We start from the raw sequence: 22,303 nt of genomic DNA, 5'->3' as shown, positions 1-22,303 counted from the left end.
CGTCGTCGCCGTCGCATCGTGCGGGGTGCCGCTCAGGTCCGCGGGCCGTCACCCAGCCAGCGCAGGAGGTTCTTGGTGCGGGCCTCTCGGATGTGCGCGGGCTTCGCCTTCTCCCGTTCGAGGGCACGGAGGGCCTCGCGGTGGGCCTCGGCCATGTCGGCGCTCACGTAGCGGGGGGTCGTGGTCGGGTTCACGGTGGTCACGTCAGGCCTCCTCGTGGTCGTGCCGGGGACCGTCCGGTCCGATGGCGTCCAGTGTAGGTGGCGCCGCAGGGGTCCGCACGGCCGCCGCGCGCTGGGCGCGGGGGAGGGCCAAGGACTCGGCCACGGCGAGCAGGCGGGCCAGGACCAGCACGAAGTCGCGGTCCTCCTCGGAGAGGCCGCCGGGCTCGAGCACGTTGAGGGTGAGCATGCCGAAGGGGATGCCGCCGGCCCGGACGGGCGCGGAGATGTAGGACCGGTACGCCTTGCCGGGCAGGTCGACCTCTTCGCGCAGCAGTGCCCGGTCGCCCTCGTCGACGAGCCGCCAGACACCGGGCTCGGTGCCCGAGGCCTCGTCGAACTCCGTCGTGAACTCGTCGGTGCGCGAGCGTTGGGCGATCGCGCCGCGGGGTGACATGACCCGCAGGGGCGCGGAGAGGTCGTCCACCCGGAAGTAGGCCGCGCGGGGCTGCTCGTCCTTGACGAGGTCGCAGGCCCGCTCGACCACCTTCTGGCGGAACCCGCTGATGGTGGTGCGCCGTTCGTCGGCGTCGAGGCCCGCGAGGTCTTGCAGGGCCGCCAGGGTGGAGAGGAACGCACCGTTCGTGACGGTCGCGATGCGGATCCGCTCGGCCTGCAGGAGGTCCTCCAGCGATCGTGCCGCGTCGCGGAGCCCTGCCGCCGCGCGCTCCTCGAGCACCCAGACGACGAACGCCAGGCAGGCCGTCGCGACCGCGGCGACGAGCGTGATCACGCGAGGGGCGGTGGACTCGGGCTGCGACCAGGCCGCCCAGCCTGCGCCGGCGGTGGCGATCGCGAGCAGCGACGTCGCGAGTCGCGCGAGGAGGACCCACCGGGTGAGGGTGGGGGCTGTTGCGGTCGCCGTCGTGGTCACGAGGACGAGCGTGCCACGTGCCGCCGACACCCGGCCGGAGCACGTGCGACGGTCGGAGGCGAGGGCGCGGCCTCCGTGCGCGAGGGCCCCGCACCGAGCGGTGCGGGGCCCTCGCGGTGCCGGGTCGAGCGTCAGACGCCGAAGTAGAGCTCGAACTCGAACGGGTGCGGACGCTGCGCCATCGGCAGGATCTCCTTCTCGCGCTTGTACGCGATCCAGGTCTCGATGAGGTCCTGGGTGAAGACGTTGCCCTTGGTGAGGAACTCGTGGTCCGCCTCGAGCGCGTCGAGGGCGGCGTCGAGGGACGCGGGGACCTGGGGGATGCCCTTGGCCTCCTCGGGGGGCAGCTCGTAGAGGTCCTTGTCGACCGGCTCGTGCGGCTCGATGCGGTTCTGGATGCCGTCGAGGCCCGCCATGAGCTGCGCGGCGAAGGCCAGGTACGGGTTCGAGGCCGCGTCGGGGACGCGGAACTCGATGCGCTTGGCCTTCGGGTTGGTGCCCGTGATCGGGATGCGGATCGCGGCCGAGCGGTTGCCCGCCGAGTAGACGAGGTTGACGGGGGCCTCGAAGCCGGGGATCAGGCGGTGGTACGAGTTGATCGACGGGTTCGTGAAGGCGAGGACCGCGGGGGCGTGCTTGAGCAGGCCTCCGATGTACCAGCGGGCGACGTCCGAGAGGCCGCCGTAGCCGTTCTCGTCGTAGAAGAGCGGCGACCCGTCGCGCCACAGGGACTGGTGCGTGTGCATGCCGGAGCCGTTGTCGCCGAAGAGCGGCTTGGGCATGAACGTGGCGACCTTGCCCCACTGCTCCGCCGTGTTCTTGACGATGTACTTGAACTTCAGGATGTCGTCCGCCGCGTGGACCATCGTGTCGAACTTGTAGTTGATCTCCTGCTGGCCGCCCGTGCCCACCTCGTGGTGCGCGCGCTCGAGCTCGAGGCCGGCGTCGATCAGGCGGAGGCTGATGTCGTCGCGGAGGTCGGCGGTCTTGTCGACCGGGCTCACCGGGAAGTAGCCGCCCTTGTAGGCCGTCTTGTTGCCGAGGTTGCCGCCCTCCTCGACGCGACCGGTGTTCCAGGCGCCCTCCTCGCTGTCGACGCTGTAGGAGCTGGAGTGCTGGTTCACCTCGTAGCGGACGTCGTCGAAGATGTAGAACTCGGCCTCGGGGGCGAAGAACGCCGTGTCGGCGATGCCGGTGCTGGCGAGGTAGGCCTCGGCCTTCTTGGCGACCTGGCGCGGGTCGCGGCTGTACAGCTCGCCGTTGCGCGGGTTGAAGATGTCGAAGACGAGGATCAGGGTGCGCTCGGCGCGGAAGGGGTCGACGTACCCGGTGGTCACGTCGGGGATGAGCTGCATGTCGGACTCGTGGATCGACGCGAAGCCGCGGATCGACGAACCGTCGAAGAGCTGCCCGACGGAGAAGAACTCCTCGTCGACCGTGGACGCGGGGATGTTGAAGTGCTGCTGCACGCCGGGAAGGTCGGTGAAGCGGATGTCGAGGAACTTGACCTCGGTCTCCTTGATGAACTTCAGCACCTCGGAAGAATCACTGAACATGCGGGATGTCTCTCCTGTGCGCTCGGGGACGGAAGCACGACGCTTCCTCGGTCGAGGGTAGGCAGGGGCGATTTCGCCCCGGTGTCCCTCGTGTTTCGGACATGTTACGAGGCGGCCCGTCGGTAGTCTGGACGGATGCCAAGCAGCGCCCTCCCGCCTCGCCCGCCCCGGCCTCCTGGCGGGTCCGACGACGGCGCCCAGCGCTGGCCCGGCGAGAGGCTCGGGCTGCCCGGTTCCGGCCCGCGGAGCGTCGGTCGCCTGGGACGCCGCGTGGCGGCCCTCGCCGTCGACTGGGCCCTGGCCACGGTGGTGAGCGTCGCGTTCTTCGACTACGACGGCCTCGCGACGCTGGCCGTGTTCGCGATCGCGCAGATCGCGTTCCTCGCGACGGTGGGCGGCAGCATCGGGCACCTCGCGCTGCGCCTGCGCGTCGTACCGATGGCGGGCGGCCCGCTCGGCCTGTGGCGCCCCGTGGTGCGCACCCTGCTCATCTGCCTCGTCGTCCCCGCCGTGGTGTGGGACGCCGACCAGCGCGGGCTGCACGACCGCTTCGCCGGCACGGTGCTCGTCCGCGTCTGACGCCCGGCGCGTCCGACGCCCTCGGTCGGCGCGGGGCGCCGATCAGCGAGGGGTGCCGATCAGCGAGGGGTGCCGATCAGCGAGGGGTGCCGATCAGCGCGGGCGACCCGAACGGACCTTGAACGGATCGACGCCCTTGGGGATCGGCAGGCCGTTGCGACCGAGCGACTGCAGCCGGTTGCTCACGGCGAGGACCTCGGTGCGGTTGATGGCCTTCTTGAGCTTGTTCATGCGCGCCGCGAGCTTGTGCAGCGGCACGGCGTCCCCGTCGCGACCGACGTGGAGGACGGTGACGGGCACGTCGGGGAGGATCCGGGCGACCTTGCGGCGCTCCTCGTCGACGAGCCGCTTGGTGGGGGCGGCACCGCCCTCGGCGATGAGCACGACGCCCGGGCGGCCCACGGCGCGGTAGACGGCGACCTGCGAGCGTCCCTGCACGGCGACGGGCATCTCGCTGGCCTTCCAGGTGCGGCGCAGCCCGCTCTTCATGACGGCTCCCACGGCACCGGGCTGTCCCTCGATCTGGCCGTACGCGGCACGTTCGGCCCTGCGGCCGAGCACGAGCAGCAGGAGGAGGACGCCGAGCATGACGCCGACGAGGACGTAGAGGACCAGCGCGAGCACGTTGCCGCCCGTGAGGAACACGCCCGCGGCGACGCCGAGGAGGATCGGCACGAGGAGGGCGACGAGCATCAGGGGCAGGACGGCCTTGTCGAGCTTGCGCGTCGTCTTGAAGATCTGCCACATCTGCGCGATGCGGCCCGGCTCCTTCGGGGGCTTCGGGGCGGTGTTCTCCTGTGACGTGCGTCGTGCCATGACGATCATCGTACGGGTTCGCCGTCCGTCACGGGTCCTCCACAGCCGTCGCCGAGGTCGGACGCCCCGCAGGAGGCGCAGGAGGCGCGGTCGGGCGTCTCCCTCGGGGGCAGTCTCGCTGCATGGCCGACCCCGACCCCGACACCGACACCCGCTCCACGCTGCCCGTGACCGGTCCGGCCTCGATGGGCTGGCTCGTCGCGCTGGAGGGGGTGCAGCACCCGCACCTGGCGCGCCCCGTCGACGCGTGGCACGACCGTGACGGAACGCTCCACCTGCGGGTGGCGGTGCCCGACGGCGTGACGCTCCGGGAGTGGGCGGACGCCCGGGGGCCGCTGGACCCGGGCGAGGCGGTGACGGTCCTCCTGCCCGTCCTGGCCGCCGTCGGGCACCTCCGGCACCGGGGCGTGCGCGTCGTCGGCCTGGGCCTCGGGGACGTGCTCGTGGACGCGAGGGGCGCACCCGTGCTCGCGAGGGCCGACCTCGACGGCCCGGGATCGGGGAGCGTCGACGACGGGCTCGCGGGCGTGCTCGCGTTCGTCGCCACGGTGCTCGAGGGCGTGCGCTGGCCGCCCGGAGCGGAGTCCCCGGCGGCACCCCTCGGACGGGCCTCGCAGCTCGTGGAGGTCGTCGAGCTCGTGCACGACCTCGCGGAGCCCCTCCCGTTGGCCACGACGGTCCGCGGGGCCGCGTCGGTGCCGCCCGCCGCTCCGCCGGAGCCTCCTGCGCCTCCTGCCTGGACGGCGCTGCTGCCCGAGTCGGAGGTCGTCGATCGAGCGCTCGCGTGGTGGGCACGGAGCGGGCCCGGCGGCCTCGTCGCGGGGCTCCGCGCCGTGCGCCCGCGCTTCTGGGCGACGGGCGTCGCCGTCCTGGGCGCGTTGGTGGCGTCCGCGTCGCTCGTCGGCGACAGGGGCGCCGACGGCACGCCGCTCGGGGACCCGGCAACCCGGCCCTCGGCCGCCGCTGCCCCGTCCGGGCCCGTCACGGACGGACCACCGCGGACTCCCCTCCCGGACGTCGCGTCCGCGGAGGACCCGCTCGCGGACGCGGACGCACGCGTCGACGCCGGGGAGCAGGTCGGTGCGAGCGGGGACGCCGGCGCGGATGCTGGCACGGCGGTCCGCGCGGACGATCCCGCGGCAGCCGCCCGTGTCCTGCTGCGGGCGAGGGAGGAGTGCCTGCGGGAGCTGGACGCTGCGTGCCTGCACGAGGTGGACCACGCCTCGTCGCCCCTCCTCGGCGACGACCTCGCGTTCCTGGCCGAGCCGGCAGGAGCCCCGCGCGAGTCCGGCGCGTGCACCGGCCTCACCGAGACCGCACGCTGGGGCGGCTCAGCCCTGCTGCGCTGCGAACGGGACGGGACGACAGCGGCCTCCGTCCTCGTGGTGAGGACGGAGGCCGGATGGCGCCTGCGCGAGGTCGCCCCGTCAGGAGGGGGGCCGTGACCCCTAGATGCCGAGCTTGCCGCGGAAGTCGCCGCCCTCGAGGCGGTCCTTGACCGCGACGAGGAACCGCGCTGCGTCGGCACCGTCGACGATGCGGTGGTCGTACGACAGGGCCAGGTAGACCATCGAACGGATCGCGATCGACTCCGACCCGTCCGCCTTCACGACGACCGGGCGCTTGACGACGACGCCCGTGCCCAGGATCGCCACCTGCGGGAGGAACACCACGGGGGTGTCGAACAGCGCGCCGCGCGACCCGGTGTTCGTCACGGTGAAGGTGCCACCGGCCAGCTCGTCGGGGCCGAGCTTGTTGTCCCGCGTGCGCGAGGCCAGGTCGGCGATGGCGCCCGCGAGGCCGGCGAGGTCGAGGTCGCCCGCGTTCTTGATGACCGGCGTGAGCAGGCCGCGCTCGGTGTCGACGGCCATGCTGATGTTCTCCGTCGGCGGGTAGACGATCGAGTCGCCGTCCACCGTGGCGTTGAGCTTCGGGTGCGCCTGCAGGGCCTCGGCTGCCGCCAGCGTGAAGAACGGCAGGAACGACAGCTTGTTGCCGGTCTTCTGCTGGAACTCGCCCTTGACCTCGTCACGGAAGCGCGCGACCTTCGTCACGTCGACCTCGACGACGCTGGTGAGCTGCGCCGTCGACTGCATCGACTGCACGGCCCGCTCCGCGACGACCTTGCGCAGGCGCGACATCTTCTCGGTCGTGCCGCGGAGGGGGGAGACCTCGACGGGAGCGGCGGCCGTGGCCTCCGGGGTCGTCGCGGCGGACGCCTTCTCGGCGGCCTCGAGGACGTCCTCCTTGCGGATGCGCCCCCCGACGCCGCTGCCGGTGAGCGTCGACAGGTCGACGCCCTTCTCGTTCGCGAGCTTTCGGACGAGCGGCGTCACGTAGCCGACCGGACCGGAGGAGGCCGGCGCTGCGGGCTCGGCCTGGGCGGCGGGCGCGGCCGGCGCGGCGGGCTCGGAGGAGGCGGGCTGCTGCGGTGCGGCGGCCTGCTGCGGTGCCGGGGCCTCCTGGGCGGGAGCGGGGTCGACGGACTCCGCGGGGGCGATGGCGTCGGACGAGCCGCCCTCTCCGGGTGCGGGGGCAGCGTCGGACGGGACGACGGCGTCCTCGGCCTGCTCCTCCTGGGCGGGCTCGGGCTGCGGGGCCTCGGCCTGCTGCGGCTCGGCCTCGGGCTCGGCGGGCTGCTCGGCCGGGGCGGAGCTGCCGTCGCCGATGCGCACGAGGGCGGTGCCGACCTCGACCGTCTCGTCCTCGGGCACGAGGATCTCCTCCACGACGCCGGCGATCGGCGAGGGGATCTCGGTGTCGACCTTGTCCGTCGAGACCTCGAGCAGGGGCTCGTCGACCTCCACGCGGTCGCCCACGTTCTTCAGCCAGCGGGTGACCGTGCCCTCGGTGACACTCTCACCGAGTGCCGGGAGGTTGACGGATTCGCTCATCAGTGGAACTCCTTTGACGACTTCATGTCTCGTTGTGTGGGCTGTCTCGCGCGACTACATCGCGTGGAGCGGCTTGCCCGCGAGCGCGAGCATGGCCTCTCCGAGTGCTTCGTTCTGGGTGGGGTGGGCGTGCACCAGGGGCGCGACGTCCTCCGGGTAGGCCTCCCAGTTGACCGTGAGCTGCGCCTCGCCGATGAGCTCGCCGACGCGGGCGCCGATCATGTGGACGCCGACGACGGGTCCGTCGACCACGCGGACGACCTTGACCGAACCGCTCGTGCCGATGATGTGGCTCTTGCCGTTGCCGGCCAGGTTGTAGTCGTAGGTCGCGATCTTGTCGGCGCCGTACTTCTCGCCGGCCTTGGCCTCGGTGTAGCCCACGGACGCGACCTCGGGGTCGCTGTAGGTGACCTTGGGGATGTTGACGTCCTCGATGACCTGCGGCTTCAGGCCCGCGATCTCCTCGGCGACGAAGATGCCGTGCTGGAAGCTGCGGTGCGCGAGCTGGAGGCCGGGGACGATGTCGCCGAGGGCGTAGACGCCGGGCACGTTCGTGGCGAGGCGCTCGTTCGTGAGCACGAACCCGCGGTCCATGGTGATGCCGACCTCTTCGTAGCCGAGGCCCGCGGTGCTCGGGCCGCGACCGACCGCGACGAGCAGGAGGTCGGCCTCGATGGTGGTGCCGTCCTCCAGGGTGACGACGACGCCGTCGTCGCTCTGCGTCACGCCCTGGAAGCGCTTGCCGAGCGAGAAGCGGATGCCGCGCTTGCGGAAGGCGCGCTCGAACTGCTTGCTGATCGACTCCTCCTCGTTGGGCACGAGGTGGGGGAGCGCCTCGACGATGTCGACCTCGGCGCCGAAGCTCTTCCAGACGCTGGCGAACTCGACGCCGATGACGCCGCCGCCGAGGATGGCGACGCGGGACGGCACGTGGTCGAGCGCCAGGGCCTGCTCGCTCGTGATGACGCGGCCGCCGATCTCGAGGCCCGGCAGGCTGCGCGAGTACGAGCCGGTGGCGAGCACGACGTTCTTCGCGGTGATCGTCTCGTCGCCCACCTGGACGGTCGTGGGCGACGTGAGCCGGCCCTCGCCCTGCACGACGGTGATGCCGCGGGCCTTCACGAGGCCCTGCAGGCCCTTGAACTTGCTCGAGACGATGCCCTCGCGGTAGGACGTCACGGCGCCCATGTCGATGCCGTGGAAGTCGGTGTGCACGCCGTACTTGGCGGACTCCCGGGACACGTCGGCCACCTCGGCCGAGTGGAGCAGCGCCTTCGTGGGGATGCAGCCGCGGTGCAGGCAGGTGCCCCCGAGCTTGTCCTTCTCGACGATGACGACCGTCATGCCCAGCTCGGAGGCGCGCAGGGCAGCCGCGTAACCGCCGCTCCCGCCACCGAGCACCACCAGGTCAACATTCTGTTCCGACACCCAGCAACTCCCTCGTGCGTCCGGACGAGTCCTGCCCGCACGACTGCCGTGTCGACGTCGGCGGGTGGACCGATCTGCGCGGGATCGTCCCGCCCCTCGACCCTACTACCCGGCTGCGACGTCGGCGGCCAGGCCGAGCAGCGTCCGGACGGCGACGCCCGTCGACCCCTTGGGCGTGTAGCCGTAGCCGCCGGCCTTGTTGTTCGACGGGCCGGCGATGTCGATGTGCGCCCACGGGATCTGCCCGTCGCCGCCCTCGCGGTCGCCCACGAACTCGCGCAGGAACACGCCCGCGAGCAGCATGCCCGCGGCCGTGTTGCCCGGGGTGGCGTTCACCAGGTCCGCCACGTCGGACGACAGGCGGGCCCGGAGCTCGCGCGGCAGCGGCATGCGCCACGCGGTCTCGCCCGCGGCGTCGGCCGCGGCCACCACCGCGTCGGCGAACCCGTCGTTGCCCATGACGCCCGCCGTGCGCATGCCGAGCGCGACGACCTGCGCGCCGGTCAGCGTGGCGACGTCGACGATCATGTCGGGCTGCTCCTCGCTCGCGGCGACGAGGCCGTCGGCCATGACGAGGCGGCCCTCGGCGTCGGTGTTGGTCACCTCGACCGTCGTGCCGCCGCGGATCGTGAGGACGTCGTCGGGGCGGATGGCGGTGCCGCTCGGCATGTTCTCGGCGACGCAGAGCCAGGTCGTCACCTTCACGGGGAGGGCGAGCCGCGCGATCGCGACGGTCGCGGCGAGCACCGTGGCCGCACCCGTCATGTCGTCCTTCATGCCGAGCATGCTCGCGGCGGGCTTGAGGGACAGGCCGCCCGTGTCGTAGGTGATGCCCTTGCCGACCAGCGCGAGGTGCTTGGTCGCGCCCTCGGGGCTCCAGGTGAGCTTCACCAGTCGGGGCCCGCGCGACGAGCCCTGGCCCACGCCGAGGATCCCGCCGTAGCCGCCCTCGCGCAGGGCGTCCTCGGCCAGCACCTCGACCTCGACGTCGAGGTCGGCCGCGAGCGAGACCGCCGCGTCGGCCAGGTCGGCCGGGGCGAGCTGCTGGGGCGGGGTGTTGGACAGGTCGCGGACCGTGTGGACCGCCTGCGCGACGGTCGCGGCGGCCGCGACCGCGGCCTCCTGCACCTCGACGCCGGTCGCGAGGACCACCTCGGAGGCGTGGCGACGCTGCTCGCCGGCGGACGAGCCGCGGAAGGCGTCGAAGGCGTAGGCGCCCAGGGCCGCGCCCTCGAGGGCGGCACGCGCCTCGTCCTCGCTCGCGACGGGCAGGTCGAGGACGACGCGGTCGACGGCGGTCGACTGGCGCACGGCCGAGCCGGCGGCGTAGCGGAGCGCGTCGGCGTCCGCCGTGCGGCCGAGCCCGATGGTCGCGACGATCGTCGCCGCGACGGCGTCCGCGGGGAGGCGCACGAGCTCGTCCTCGGCACCGGTGACGCCCAGGGCGCGCAGGTCGAGGCCCGACAGGAGGCCCGTGACGGCCTCGTCGGCGCTGGTGACGACGGCTCCGTCGTCGCCCTGGCGCACGCCGACGACGAGGACGTCGGCCTCGAGGGCCGAGGGCAGGGAGGTGGACACGGAGAGCGCGGGGACGGTCATGCACCGATGCTATCGGCGACACGTGTTCGCTCTGGGCACGTCGCCGGCGGCGCTGCCGTGCAGGTGCGCTGCCTAGCATGGGAGCATGCAGGACCCCACCGCGCTCTACGACCTCACCGACGCCGCCGACGCCGTGCCGGCGGGGCTCCCGCTCGTCGCCGGCCTCACGGGCTTCGCCGACGCCGGCAGCGCCGTGAGCCAGCTCGGGCAGTACGCCCTCGACACGCTGGAGCACCAGGTGCTCGCGACGTTCGACGCCGACGAGCTCCTCGACTACCGGGCGCGGCGTCCCGTCATCACGTTCGACCAGGACCACATCACCGAGTGGGCACCGCCCGCCCTGACGTTGTCGCTCGCGAGCGACGACCTGGGTCAGCAGTTCCTGCTGCTGACCGGCTTCGAGCCCGACTTCCAGTGGGAGCGCTTCACGGCCGCGCTGCTCGACCTCGTCGACCGCTTCGCGGTGGCGTCGACGACGTGGGTGCACGCGATCCCCATGCCGGTCCCGCACACCCGTCCCCTGGGCGTGACCGTCAGCGGCAACCGACCGGAGCTCGTCGAGTCGCTCTCGGTCTGGCGGCCGGTGACCCAGGCGCCCGCGAACGCCCTGCACCTGCTGGAGCACCGCCTGACGCAGGTCGGGCACCCCGTCGCGGGCTTCGTCCTCCTCGTCCCCCACTACCTGGCCGACACGGAGTTCCCCGAGGCGGCCGTCACGGCCCTGGCGAGCATCAGCGCCGCCACCGGGCTGATCTTCCCGACGGACGCCCTCCGGGGCGAGGGGCGCGACTTCCTCGTGAAGGTCGAGGAGCAGGTCCAGGGCAACGCCGAGCTCACCCGGCTCGTCACGACGCTCGAGGAGCGCCACGACACCTACATGGAGGGCAACCCGCTGCCCTCGCCGCTCACCGACCAGGACGGCCAGGTGCCGAGCGCCGACGCCCTCGCTGCCGAGCTCGAGAAGTTCCTGGCGACGCGTCGCGAGCCCGGGGAGGGCTGATCCCACGGTCCGCCCCTGGACGGCGGACCCCGGTCCGCCCGGGGGATAGGTTCGTCGGGTGAACTCCGCCCGCGCCTGGTCCGTCTGGGGCGCCGCCGTGCTGGCCTACGTCGTCGCCGTCCTGCAGCGCTCGTCGCTGGGCGTGTCCGGCGTCGAGGCCCAGGACATCTTCGGCATCTCGGCGTCGACCCTGTCGACCCTCGCCGTCGTCCAGCTCGTCGTCTACGCCGGCCTGCAGATCCCGGTCGGCGTGCTCCTCGACCGGTTCGGACCCCGCACGGTGATCGCCGCCGGTGCCGTGCTGCTCGCGGTGGGGCAGCTCGTGGTAGCGCTGTCGCCCCCCGTCATCGGCGTCGCGGTGGTCGGACGGATCCTGGTCGGGGCGGGCGACGCGATGACCTTCATCTCGGTCATGCGCCTCCTGCCGTCCTGGTTCCGTGGCCCGGTCCTGCCCCAGGTGTCCCAGTGGACGGGCAACGTCGGGCAGATCGGCCAGGTGCTGTCCGCCGTGCCGTTGTCGGTCGTGCTGCACGCGGCCGGCTGGACGCCGGCGTTCCTGTCGGCCGCGGCGCTCTCGGTGCTCGGCGCGGTGCTCGTCGTCCTCGTCGTGCGGGACGCCCCCGACGGCGTGGGCACGCTCCGGCAGGGGACGACCTGGCAGGAGGCCGGCCGTCAGCTGCGCGAGGCCGTCCGTCGGCCCGGCACGCGCCTGGGCTTCTGGTCGCACTACGTGACGCAGTCCTCCGGCACGGTCTTCACGCTCCTCTGGGGCGTGCCGTTCCTCGTGAGCGGGCTGGGCTGGACGCCGGGGGAGGCCGCCGGGGCGCTCACGACCATCGTCGTCACCGGCGTCGTGGCGGGACCCGTGCTGGGCCTCCTGACGGCCCGGTACCCGTTGCGCCGCTCGAACCTCGTCCTGGGCATCGTCACGCTGGTCGGCACGGCGTGGACCCTCGTGCTCGCCTGGCCGGGCGGTCCGCCGACGCCCGTCGTGTGGGTCCTCGTGGTGGTCCTGGGGATCGGCGGCCCCGGGTCGCTCATCGGCTTCGACTTCGCGCGGACCTTCAACCCGTTGCGCAGCCTCGGGGTGGCCAACGGCGTGGTCAACGTCGGCGGTTTCCTCGCGAGCTTCGTCATGATGTTCCTCATCGGGGTCGTGCTCGACCAGGTCGACGCGGCGAGGGTCGCCGGGGGAGCCGCGAGCGACCTCTTCGCCCTGGGCTCGTTCCGCCTCGCGTTCCTCGTGCAGTACGTCGTCGTCGGGGCGGGCGTGGTCGGCCTGCTGGTCGACCGGCGCCGGACCCGGGCGGGCCTGCGCCTCGAGGAGGGGATCGAGGTCGCGCCCCTGTGGGTGGCCCTCGACCGGCGGCTCCGACGTCGGCGCGGCCGCGACGGGGACGCGTCCCGCCCCTGAGCGTCCGCGGCCCTCGGATGTGCGACAATGGAGGGAAGGACCCGTTCTCGTCCCCCGACCTGGCGTCGAGGGCTTGACATGGGTCCTCGTACTGCCCTGATCTGATCGCCAGCACGGAGCTCTGCACGACCTGGGGGGCCTCGCGTCGTCGCCCGACGGCACCGGCATCGATCGGCCTGGACCGTACCCGAGAACTGAAAGGTGTCCGCATGGCTACCCGCACCGCGAAGCCCGTCGACGAGCCGACCCCCGAGGTCGACGTCGAGGCCGCGACCGACGCCCCGGAGGCGGCGGCGAAGAAGGCGCCCGTCAAGCGCGCGCCCGCGAAGAAGACGACCGCTGCCGCCAAGAAGGCGACGACGGCGAAGGCCGCCAAGGCGGCCGAGCCCGAGGAGGCCCCCGACGACGTCGAGGTGCCCGCCGAGGCCGACGACGCCGCCGCCGACGCCCCCGAGGGCTCCGAGGCGGCCAAGGGCGCCGTCCCCGAGACGTTGCCCACGGGCGCGCTCGTCATCTCCCAGGACGACGACGACGAGGTGCCGGTCTACTCGACGACCATCACGGGCGCCACGGCCGACCCGGTCAAGGACTACCTCAAGCAGATCGGCAAGGTCGCCCTGCTGAACGCCGCCGAGGAGGTCGAGCTCGCCATGCGCATCGAGGCCGGCCTCTTCGCCGAGGACAAGCTCGCCAACAGCACGGGCCTCAGCCGTGAGCTGGAGCGCGAGCTGCGCTGGGTCGCGCGCGACGGGCAGCGGGCGAAGAGCCACCTCCTGGGCGCCAACCTCCGCCTGGTCGTGAGCCTCGCGAAGCGCTACACCGGTCGCGGGATGCAGTTCCTCGACCTCATCCAGGAGGGCAACCTCGGCCTCATCCGTGCGGTCGAGAAGTTCGACTACACCAAGGGCTTCAAGTTCTCGACCTACGCCACGTGGTGGATCCGCCAGGCCATCACGCGCGCGATGGCCGATCAGGCCCGCACGATCCGCATCCCCGTGCACATGGTCGAGGTCATCAACAAGCTGGCCCGCGTCCAGCGCCAGATGCTCCAGGACCTCGGTCGCGAGCCGACCCCCGAGGAGCTCTCGCGCGAGCTCGACATGACGCCCGAGAAGGTCGTCGAGGTGCAGAAGTACGGCCGCGAGCCCATCTCGCTGCACACCCCCCTCGGCGAGGACGGCGACAGCGAGTTCGGCGACCTCATCGAGGACACCGAGGCGGTCGTCCCGGCCGACGCGGTGGGCTTCACGATGCTCCAGAAGCAGCTCGAGTCCCTCCTCGACAGCCTCTCCGAGCGGGAGGCCGGCGTGATCCGCATGCGCTTCGGCCTGGGCGACGGCATGCCGAAGACGCTCGACCAGATCGGAGACACCTTCGGCGTGACGCGCGAGCGCATCCGCCAGATCGAGTCCAAGACGATGGCGAAGCTGCGCCACCCGTCCCGGTCGCAGTCGCTCCGCGACTACCTCGAGTAAGCCGTGCGGTACCTCCTGCCGGTCCTGGCCGGTCGACTCGTCAGGGCTGCCGCCCGTCTCCGGGGCGGCGGCTCGGCCTACCCCGGCCGCACCGTCCTCGCCCTGGCGCCGGACTTCCTCTCGCACGTGGCGGGGCAGTTCGAGCGCGGCGTCGTGTTCGTGCTCGGCTCCAACGGCAAGTCGACGACGACCATGATGCTCACCGAGACCCTCCGGGCCCACGGGCTGAAGGTCTTCACGAACCCCACGGGCGCCAACCTGCCCCAGGGCATCGCGTCGGCGTTCCTCCGCGAGGTCACGCCGTTCGGCCGGGTGCGGCACGACATCGGCGTCATCGAGGTCGACGAGGCGTTCGCGGTGGAGCTCACGCGGTCGCTGCACCCGTCGACGGTGCTCATGCTCAACGTGCAGGTCGACCAGCTCTACCGCTTCTTCGAGACGGAGCGGGTCGGCACGATGATGACCGACACCGCGGCGCTCTCGACGCGGGCGGTCGTCACGAACCGCGACGACCAGCACCTGGGCTCGTACGAGCCCCTCGCGGGGCAGACGGTGACGCGCTTCGGCGCGTCCGCCGACGTCGTGGCCGCGTCGCCGAACGGCCTGCAGAACGCCTCGGACTTCACGCGGGAGCACGGGGGTCCGCTGGACGCCCAGACCGAGGTGGTCGCCCTCACCCCGACCGGCGCGACGCTGAGCTCGGGCGGGCGCGAGATCGACGTGCGGCTGCCGGCCAAGGGCCTGCACTACGCCGTCGACGCCGCCGCTGCCGTGCAGACGGCGTCCGTCGTCCTGGGCCGACCGGTCGACCCGGCCGCCGTGCAGCGGGCGTTCTCGTCGATGAAGCCCGCCTACGGGCGCGGCGAGCGCATGCCCCTGGGCGGTGACGAGGCCGAGTTCATCATGTTCAAGAACGCGGCGAGCCTGCAGTTGAACCTCGACGCGCTGCCCCAGGACGCCGAGCAGGTCCTCCTCGCGATCGACGAGGGCACGCCCGACATCTCCTGGATCTACGACATCGACTTCTCGCACCTCGACCACGTCGACGTGCTGGCCGGTGCGAAGGCCTGGCAGCTGGCGCTGCGCCTCGAGCACGACGGCATCCCGGTGCACGTCATCGAGGAGGACATCTCCGCCGCGATCCGCCGCATGCGGGCCCTGCCGACGGCCGCCGACGGCACGAAGCACTTCATCACCAACTACGAGCAGATGATGCTCGCCCGCCGGATCCTCGGCCACCCCGACCTGGAGAAGACCGCGTGAGCGCTCCCGTCGTCCGCCTCGTCCACCTGTACCCCGAAGCGCTGGGCGTCAGCGGCGACCGCGGCAACGTGGCGACGCTCGTCGAACGGCTCCGACGCGGCGGCGTCGAGAGCGAGGTCGTCGAGCACCGCGTCGGCGACGACGTGCCGTCCTCGGCCGACGTGGTCCTGCTCGGCCACGGTCCGCTGTCGGGCGTGCGCAGCGTGGCCGCGGACGCCCGTGGCCTCCGGTCCTTCCTCGACGACACCGCCGCCTCCGGCGCACCCGTGGTCGCCGTCGGTGGTGGCCTCGAGCTGCTGAGCCAGGGCGTGGTGACGGTCGAGGGCGAGACGGTCGAGGGCGTCGGGTTCTTCGCTGCGACCTCACGCCGAGGGGCGCCGCGTCGCACCAACTACTTCCAGGTGACGACCACGCACGAGGGCGACGAGCTGACGCTCTACGGCTTCGAGGACCACGCCGCGCACCTCGAGCTCGCCGACGGTGCGCAGCCCTTCGGTCGCGTCGTGCACGGCGGCGGCAACGGCTCGGCGGGCGCTGAGGGCGTCGTGCGCGGCACGTCGTTCGGGACCCAGCTGAAGGGCCCCCTGCTGCCGCTCAACCCGGTCCTGGCGGACCGCGTGCTCGCGGCCGCGCTGCGTCGTCACGGGGTGGAATGGACCCCCGGGGACGCCCACGGCAAGCTGGACGAGTACGCAGCAGCCTCGCAGCGCGTCATCGCGGACAACCTCGAGCGGACCTTCAAGGCCATGTGACCCGGCCCCGCACCACGCACGAAGGGCGTGCCTCCCTCAGGAGGCACGCCCGTCGTGCGTGGTGCGCCCGAGGGGCGCGCGGTCAGTCCTCGAGCAGCTTCGCGCTCTCGTCGAGCCACTCCACGGCGTTCGGCTGGAGCTTGTCCTTGAACTTGGCGCCGTGGTGGGCGCAGAACAGGAGGTCGCCGGTCGCCATCGTCGCACGGATGTACGCCTGGGCTCCGCAGCTGTCACAACGGTCGGCGGCGGTGAGCTGGTAACGGGAGCCGAGCTCGTCGACGGCGGTCTGGTCGGTGGCCATCTGAGTCATGTGATGCTCCTCCTGACGGTGGTGCGGTGGGTGGGTGACACTCATCCAAACACGTCGACCTCCCGCTCGTGGGAGATCGGGCCGGATTTCGCTCATCGCGTAGCCGAGCACCGGGAGGTGCGGGGCCGGGTGTCGAACGGGCCGGGACGACCGCGCTCGATAGGATGGAACACCGGTCGGGCCCCGGGCATTCCGCGAGGCCGACCCCCGTCGCAGCAAGGAGCCCCTTGGCCACGTCTGACTACTCGGCCCGCCACCTGTCCGTCCTCGAGGGGCTGGAGGCCGTGCGCAAGCGCCCCGGCATGTACATCGGGTCGACCGACAGCCGTGGCCTCATGCACTGCCTGTGGGAGATCATCGACAACTCCGTCGACGAGGCCCTCGGCGGCCACGGCGACGCGATCGCCGTCGTGCTGCACGCCGACGACAGCGTCGAGGTGCGCGACACGGCGCGCGGCATCCCCGTCGACATCGAGCCCAAGACGGGCCTCTCCGGGGTCGAGGTGGTCTTCACGAAGCTGCACGCCGGCGGCAAGTTCGGTGGCGGCTCCTACGCGTCCTCCGGCGGGCTGCACGGCGTCGGCGCCAGCGTCGTCAACGCGCTCTCGGAACGCCTCGACGTGGAGGTGGACCGCGGGGGCAAGACCTGGGCGATGTCCTTCCACCGCGGCGAGCCGGGCACCTTCGACGACGGCGGCGGCGAGCCCACCCCCGACGCCCCCTTCACGCCGTTCCTCGCGGGGAGCGAGCTGCGCGAGGTGGGCCGGGTGAAGAAGGGCGTCACGGGGACGCGCATCCGGTACTGGGCGGACCGGCAGGTCTTCACCCGGGGGGCGACCTTCCAGACCGACGACCTCACCGCGAGGGCGCGGCAGACGGCGTTCCTCATCCCCGGGCTGACGCTGACCATCCGCGACGAGCGGCCGGGCCAGCTCACGGACGGCGGCTTCCCGACCGAGCACGCGTTCCGGTTCGACGGCGGCATCAGCGAGTACGTCGAGTTCCTCGCCCCCGACACGGCCGTCACCGACACCTGGCGTCTGCAGGGGACGGGCTCGTACACCGAGACCGTGCCCGTGCTGACGGAGTCGGGTGCCATGGTGAGCAAGGAGCTCGAGCGCGAGTGCGAGGTCGACATCGCGCTGCGCTGGGGGAGCGGGTACGAGGGCGTCTTCCGCAGCTACGTCAACATCATCGCGACGCCCAAGGGCGGCACGCACCAGACGGGCTTCGAGGCCGGGCTGCTCAAGGCGGTCCGCCAGCAGGTCGAGGCCTCTGCGCGCAAGCTCAAGGTCGGCAACGACAAGGTCGAGAAGGACGACGTCCTCGCGGGCCTCACGGCGGTCCTCACCGTGCGCTTGCCGGAGCCGCAGTTCGAGGGCCAGACGAAGGAGATCCTCGGCACGCCCGCCGTGCGCGCGATCGTCTCGAACGTCGTGACGACGGGCATCGCCGACCTGTTCGCCTCCACCCGGCGCGAGGACAAGGCGCAGACGGGGGTCGTGCTCGAGAAGGTCGTCGCCGAGATGAAGTCGCGCATCGCGGCTCGGGCGCACAAGGAGACCCAGCGGCGCAAGAACGCCCTCGAGAACTCGACGCTGCCCGCGAAGCTCGTGGACTGCCGGTCGCACGACGTCGCGTCGAGCGAGCTGTTCATCGTCGAGGGCGACAGCGCGCTCGGCACGGCCAAGCTCGCGCGCAACAGCGAGTACCAGGCGCTGCTGCCGATCCGCGGCAAGATCCTGAACGTGCAGAAGGCCTCGGTCAGCGACATGCTCTCGAACGTCGAGTGCGCGTCGATCATCCAGGTCGTCGGCGCGGGCTCCGGTCGCTCGTTCGACCTCGCGGCGGCGCGCTACGGCAAGGTCATCATCATGAGCGACGCCGACGTGGACGGCGCGCACATCCGCACGCTGCTGCTCACGCTCTTCTTCCGTTACATGCGCCCCATGATCGAGGAGGGGCGCGTCTTCGCCGCCGTGCCGCCCCTGCACCGCGTCGTCGTCGTCCACCCGGGCAGCAAGCCCAACGAGACGATCTACACGTACTCCGAGAAGGAGCTCAAGGGCGTCCTCGCCGGGCTGAAGCGCACGAACAAGAAGTTCCAGGACCCGATCCAGCGCTACAAGGGCCTGGGCGAGATGGACGCCGAGCAGCTCGCGACGACGACCATGGACCGGTCGGCGCGCACGCTGCGGCGGGTCCGCGTCGACGACGCCGAGAACGCCGCCCGCGTGTTCGAGCTGCTCATGGGCAACGACGTGGCCCCCCGCAAGGAGTTCATCATCGACGGCTCCGGCCTGGACCGCGACCGCATCGACGTCTGACCTCTCGGGCAGGAGGCGCGCGGTCGGGCCGGCTCGCGCCTCCTGCCCGGTGCGGGCCGGGTCCGTCCGCCGCCCGCGGCCGCGGCCGTGGTGCGTCGTCAGGCCTGCGGCTCGGCCCCGGCCTCTTCGCCGGTCGCGGCGTCCGTGACGTGCGCGATCGAGGCGCCGACGCTGCCCACGACGCCGTCGAGCGGCGTGCCGGACGCGTCCCGGCGGGCGCCGGGCTCGGGGAGGGCCCGCACCTGCCCGCCCTCGCCGACCGCCAGCGCGGGGGACGGTCCGACCCAGGCCAGGGTCAGGGCGTCCTCGCCCTTGAGCAGTGCGTGGCTGCGCACGCCACCCGTGGCGCGGCCCTTCGCGGGGAACTCGGTGAAGGCGCTGACCTTGGCCCGGCCCGGATCCGTGCCCGCGATCGTCGACGCGCTCGACGACACGGTCACGACGACGGCGTCGCCCCCCTCGGGGACGCTGCCGAAGAACAGCACGCTCGCCCCGTCGGGAACGCTGATGCCCGCGACGCCACCGCCTGCGACGCCCTGGGGTCGGACGGCGGAGGCCGGGAACCGCAGCAGCTGCGTGCCCGACGTGACGAAGACGAGCTCGTCGTCGTCGGTGCCCTGGGCGACGCCCACGACCCGGTCGCCGGGCTTGAGCGCGATCACCGGGAAGTCGGGCTTGGTCGGGTACTGCCCGGGTGCCACGCGCTTGACGACGCCCCGGGCGGTGCCCAGCGCGATCGTGCGGTCGGCCTCGAGCGAGACGAGGCCCAGCACGACCTCCTTGCGGTCGGTGATGCCCACGTAGTCGCGCACCGGCACGCCCGCACCGAGCTGCACGGAGCTCGGCGGCACGGCGGGCAGGTCGACCGGCGTGAAGCGGATGAGGCGTCCCGTCGACGTGACGGCACCGATCTCGCTGCGCGTGCTCGTGTCGACCGCGGACCGGATCGCGTCGTGCGCCGTGCGCCGCGTCGGCGGGGTGGGCGCACCCGCGGCGGGGTCCTGGTGGTCGACGCGCAGGAGGCGCCCCGTCGTCGAGAGGAAGACGCGGGTGGGCGTGTCGGCGATCTCGAGCACCGGTGCGGCCCCGCGTCGACCGGAGGTGGCGGCGCTCGGCGCCGCCTCGGTGAGGAGGGTCCGGCGCGGCGTGCCGAACCGTTCGGCGATCTCGGCGAGCTCGTCGCTCACGAGGACGCGGAGACGGGCCGGGTCGGCGAGCAGCGCGCGCAGCTCGTCGATCTGGGCCTGCAGCTCGTCGCGCTCCCGCTCGAGCTCGACGCGGCTGAACCTGGTGAGCCGACGCAGCTGCAGGTCGAGGATGTACTCGGCCTGCACGTCGCTGAGGTCGAAGACCTCGATGAGCCGGGCCTTCGCCGTGGGGGTGTCGTCGCTCGTGCGGATCACCTGGATGACCTCGTCGATGTCGACGATCGCGATGAGCAGGCCCTCGACGAGGTGGAGGCGGTCCTCCTTCTTGCCGAGGCGCCACCGGCTGCGCCGCGTGACGACCTCGATCCGGTGCCCCACGTAGACCTGCAGCAGCTCGCGGAGTCCGAGCGTGCGCGGCTGGCCCTCGACGAGCGCGACGGCGTTGATGCTGAAGCCGTCCTCCAGGGGCGTGTAGCGGTACAGCTGCTGCAGCACGGCCTCGGGGCTGAAGCCGGTCTTGATGCCGATGACGAGCCGGAGGCCGTGGCGCCGGTCCGTGAGGTCGGTGACGTCCGTGATGCCCGTGAGCTTCTTGGCCTGGACGCCGTCCTTGATCTTCTCGATGACCTTCTCGGGGCCGACGAGGTAGGGGAGCTCCGTGACGACGAGCCCGCTCTTGCGGGCGGTCACGGCCTCGACGCTCACCTTGGCGCGGGTCTTGAAGCTGCCGCGGCCCGTCGCGTAGGCGTCGCGGACGCCGGCCAGGCCGGAGATGGTCCCGCCCGTGGGCAGGTCGGGCCCGGGCACGAAGGCCATGAGGTCGTCGAGGGTGGCGTCGGGGTGCTCGAGGAGGTGGCGCGCGGCGCCGACGACCTCGACGAGGTTGTGCGGTGCCATGTTCGTGGCCATGCCGACCGCGATGCCGCTGGCGCCGTTGACGAGGAGGTTGGGGAACGCCGCGGGCAGCACGTCGGGCTGCATGAGCTGGTTGTCGTAGTTCGGGACGAAGTCCACGACGTCCTCGCCGAGGCTCGCGGTGAGGGCCAGGGCGGGCTCGGCGAGCCGAGCCTCGGTGTAGCGCGGGGCCGCGGGGCCGTCGTCGAGCGAGCCGAAGTTGCCGTGCCCGTCGATGAGGGGCACGCGCATGGTGAAGGGCTGCGCCTGCCGGACCATGGCGTCGTAGATCGCCGTGTCGCCGTGCGGGTGCAGCTTGCCCATCACCTCGCCGACGACGCGCGCGCTCTTCACGTGGCCGCGGTCCGGGCGCAGGCCCATCTCGGACATCTGGTAGAGGATGCGCCGCTGGACGGGCTTGAGGCCGTCGCGCGCGTCGGGGAGCGCCCGGGAGTAGATGACCGAGTAGGCGTACTCGAGGAACGAGCCCTGCATCTCGGCCGAGACGTCGACGTCCTCGATCCGCTCGCCGTGGTCTGCCGGGCTGGGGGTGTCGGTGGTCGTCATGGCCTCTTCGCGTGGGGTGGCGTCACCGGTGGGAGACTGGTGGAGATGTCCTCCATCGTACCGAGGCGCCCCGACGGCGCCGTCACGCTCGCCGACGTGGTCCCCTCCTGCCTCGCGACGCTCGCGGGCGCGCCCAACGCGCTCTCACTGCCTCCTGCCCGTTCGGCCGTCGTGCTGCTCGTCGACGGGCTCGGCTCGTCGTCCCTCGCCCAGCGCAAGGGGCACGCCCGCACGTTGACGGGCGTCAAGGGGTCGTTGTGGTCGGGGTTCCCGTCGACGACGGCCGCCGCCCTCGCGACGCTGACGACGGGGGCCGCCCCGGGCGAGCACGGCCTCGTGGGCTTCACGGTCCTCGACCCCGACAACGACCGCGTCGTGAAGCAGCTCTCCGGCTGGGACGCCCTCATGACGCCGGACCGCTGGCCGCGCCGGCGCCCGCTCTTCGAGTCCGCGCCGGCCGGGCTCGTGCACGCGGTGGGGGCCAAGCGCTACCGGTCGTCCGGGCTGACCCACGCGATCCTCTCGGGGGCCGACTACGTGGTCGCCGAGACCCTCGGGGAGCGCGTCGACCGGGCTCTCGACCTCGTCACCCGCCCCGAGCCCGCGCTCGTCTACCTGTACGTGCCCGAGCTCGACATGGCGGCCCACCGCCTGGGGTGGCAGTCGCCCGAGTGGACGGCCCTGCTCGAGGACCTCGACGGAGAGGTGCGGCGCCTCGAGGCCGCCCTCCCGCGCGACGTCGGGCTCCTCGTCACGGCCGACCACGGCATGGTCGACGTGCCCGAGCACAGGAGGCTCGTCTTCGGGCAGCAGGCGGACCTGGTCGCGGGCGTGCGGCACGTCGCGGGCGACCCGCGCGTCCTCCAGCTGCACCTGGAGCCGGACGCGACCCCCGAGCACCGCGGCGCCCTGGTCGAGGCGTGGCGTCGCGCCGAGGGAGAGCGGGCCTGGGTCGTGACGCGCGAGGAGGCGGTGGCGGCGGGCTGGTTCGGTCCCGTGGACCCCGTCGTGGCGCCGAGGATCGGCGACGTCCTCGTGGCGGCCCGCAAGTCGGTGGCCTGGTGGGACGGCCGGTCGACCGGCGGAGCGCCCGGCGACATGGTGGGGCACCACGGCTCCTGGTCGGACGACGAGACGCGCGTGCCGCTCCTGCGCTTCGGCGCCTACTCCGCCTGACGGCGGCGAC

Annotated in this window: 18 protein-coding genes; 9 read left to right on the top strand and 9 right to left on the bottom strand. The window is 72.6% G+C overall.

Annotation, left to right across the window (positions count from 1 at the left end; all coding sequences use genetic code 11):
• Nucleotides 1–32 precede the first annotated feature (32 nt).
• The 3 genes from ACYVHQ_RS03915 to glnA form a co-directional block, all read right to left on the bottom strand.
• Nucleotides 33–203, bottom strand: coding sequence for a hypothetical protein (locus tag ACYVHQ_RS03915; protein ID WP_460510825.1), 171 nt, complete (start codon nt 201–203; stop codon nt 33–35).
• Nucleotide 204: 1 nt separating this feature from the next.
• Nucleotides 205–1,095 (bottom strand): GAF domain-containing protein, encoded by an 891-nt coding sequence (locus ACYVHQ_RS03910; protein WP_460510824.1) that lies wholly within the window; start codon nt 1,093–1,095, stop codon nt 205–207.
• Between the two features lie 131 nt (nt 1,096–1,226).
• Entirely contained in the window at nt 1,227–2,651 is a 1,425-nt protein-coding gene (gene glnA / locus ACYVHQ_RS03905; protein ID WP_460510823.1) for a type I glutamate--ammonia ligase, read from the bottom strand.
• A gap of 135 nt (nt 2,652–2,786) precedes the next feature.
• Here glnA and ACYVHQ_RS03900 point away from each other — a divergent pair, with 135 nt between their 5' ends.
• Nucleotides 2,787–3,230 (top strand): RDD family protein, encoded by a 444-nt coding sequence (locus ACYVHQ_RS03900; RefSeq protein ID WP_460510822.1) that lies wholly within the window; start codon nt 2,787–2,789, stop codon nt 3,228–3,230.
• Between the two features lie 93 nt (nt 3,231–3,323).
• Here the strand turns inward: ACYVHQ_RS03900 and ACYVHQ_RS03895 are convergent, their stop codons facing one another.
• Nucleotides 3,324–4,046, bottom strand: a complete 723-nt coding sequence (locus ACYVHQ_RS03895; protein WP_460510821.1) for a DUF4191 domain-containing protein — start codon at nt 4,044–4,046, stop codon at nt 3,324–3,326.
• 122 nt (nt 4,047–4,168) lie between these two features.
• Between ACYVHQ_RS03895 and ACYVHQ_RS03890 the strand changes: the two genes are divergently transcribed.
• Entirely contained in the window at nt 4,169–5,491 is a 1,323-nt protein-coding gene (locus ACYVHQ_RS03890; RefSeq protein WP_460510820.1) for a serine/threonine-protein kinase, read from the top strand.
• Between the two features lie 3 nt (nt 5,492–5,494).
• Here ACYVHQ_RS03890 and sucB read toward each other — a convergent pair whose 3' ends face one another.
• The 3 genes from sucB to ACYVHQ_RS03875 form a co-directional block, all read right to left on the bottom strand.
• On the bottom strand, nt 5,495–6,940 hold the full coding sequence (sucB, locus tag ACYVHQ_RS03885; protein WP_460510818.1) for a 2-oxoglutarate dehydrogenase, E2 component, dihydrolipoamide succinyltransferase: 1,446 nt from the start codon (nt 6,938–6,940) through the stop codon (nt 5,495–5,497).
• Nucleotides 6,941–6,994: 54 nt separating this feature from the next.
• Complete coding sequence (gene lpdA / locus ACYVHQ_RS03880; RefSeq protein WP_460510816.1) at nt 6,995–8,368, bottom strand: dihydrolipoyl dehydrogenase; 1,374 nt, start codon at nt 8,366–8,368, stop codon at nt 6,995–6,997.
• Between the two features lie 105 nt (nt 8,369–8,473).
• Nucleotides 8,474–9,967, bottom strand: coding sequence for a leucyl aminopeptidase (locus ACYVHQ_RS03875; RefSeq protein WP_460510814.1), 1,494 nt, complete (start codon nt 9,965–9,967; stop codon nt 8,474–8,476).
• Between the two features lie 85 nt (nt 9,968–10,052).
• On the opposite strand from ACYVHQ_RS03875, the gene ACYVHQ_RS03870 reads away from it, so the two are divergent.
• The 5 genes from ACYVHQ_RS03870 to ACYVHQ_RS03850 all read left to right on the top strand — a co-directional run bounded on the left by ACYVHQ_RS03870 (nt 10,053) and on the right by ACYVHQ_RS03850 (nt 15,871).
• A complete protein-coding gene (locus ACYVHQ_RS03870) occupies nt 10,053–10,967 on the top strand; it encodes a proteasome assembly chaperone family protein (RefSeq protein WP_460510813.1) in 915 nt (304 codons plus the stop codon).
• A gap of 58 nt (nt 10,968–11,025) precedes the next feature.
• Nucleotides 11,026–12,381 carry an MFS transporter gene (locus ACYVHQ_RS03865; RefSeq protein WP_460510812.1) on the top strand — a complete coding sequence of 452 codons (1,356 nt, stop codon included), beginning with the start codon at nt 11,026–11,028 and terminating at the stop codon, nt 12,379–12,381.
• Between the two features lie 209 nt (nt 12,382–12,590).
• Entirely contained in the window at nt 12,591–13,856 is a 1,266-nt protein-coding gene (locus ACYVHQ_RS03860; RefSeq protein WP_460510811.1) for an RNA polymerase sigma factor, read from the top strand.
• Between the two features lie 3 nt (nt 13,857–13,859).
• A complete protein-coding gene (locus tag ACYVHQ_RS03855) occupies nt 13,860–15,119 on the top strand; it encodes a MurT ligase domain-containing protein (RefSeq protein ID WP_460510810.1) in 1,260 nt (419 codons plus the stop codon).
• Nucleotides 15,116–15,871, top strand: a complete 756-nt coding sequence (locus ACYVHQ_RS03850; RefSeq protein ID WP_460510809.1) for a type 1 glutamine amidotransferase — start codon at nt 15,116–15,118, stop codon at nt 15,869–15,871. The genes ACYVHQ_RS03855 and ACYVHQ_RS03850 overlap by 4 nt, the downstream gene beginning before the upstream one ends.
• Before the next feature lie 82 nt (nt 15,872–15,953).
• On the opposite strand, the gene ACYVHQ_RS03845 is transcribed toward ACYVHQ_RS03850, so the two are convergent.
• A complete protein-coding gene (locus ACYVHQ_RS03845; RefSeq protein WP_460510808.1) occupies nt 15,954–16,181 on the bottom strand; it encodes a DUF7455 domain-containing protein in 228 nt (75 codons plus the stop codon).
• Nucleotides 16,182–16,408: 227 nt separating this feature from the next.
• Between ACYVHQ_RS03845 and ACYVHQ_RS03840 the strand changes: the two genes are divergently transcribed.
• The gene (locus ACYVHQ_RS03840; RefSeq protein ID WP_460510807.1) at nt 16,409–18,508 is read left to right on the top strand and encodes a DNA gyrase/topoisomerase IV subunit B; all 2,100 of its coding nucleotides are present in this window, start codon (nt 16,409–16,411) and stop codon (nt 18,506–18,508) included.
• A gap of 98 nt (nt 18,509–18,606) precedes the next feature.
• On the opposite strand, the gene ACYVHQ_RS03835 is transcribed toward ACYVHQ_RS03840, so the two are convergent.
• Complete coding sequence (locus ACYVHQ_RS03835) at nt 18,607–21,117, bottom strand: DNA gyrase/topoisomerase IV subunit A (protein ID WP_460510806.1); 2,511 nt, start codon at nt 21,115–21,117, stop codon at nt 18,607–18,609.
• 45 nt (nt 21,118–21,162) lie between these two features.
• On the opposite strand from ACYVHQ_RS03835, the gene ACYVHQ_RS03830 reads away from it, so the two are divergent.
• Nucleotides 21,163–22,293, top strand: a complete 1,131-nt coding sequence (locus ACYVHQ_RS03830; RefSeq protein WP_460510805.1) for an alkaline phosphatase family protein — start codon at nt 21,163–21,165, stop codon at nt 22,291–22,293.
• The last annotated feature ends 10 nt before the right edge of the window (nt 22,294–22,303 follow it).

The sequence above is a fragment of the Frigoribacterium salinisoli genome (assembly GCF_054781095.1).
This window is presented reverse-complemented; position numbering and strand designations above follow the sequence as displayed.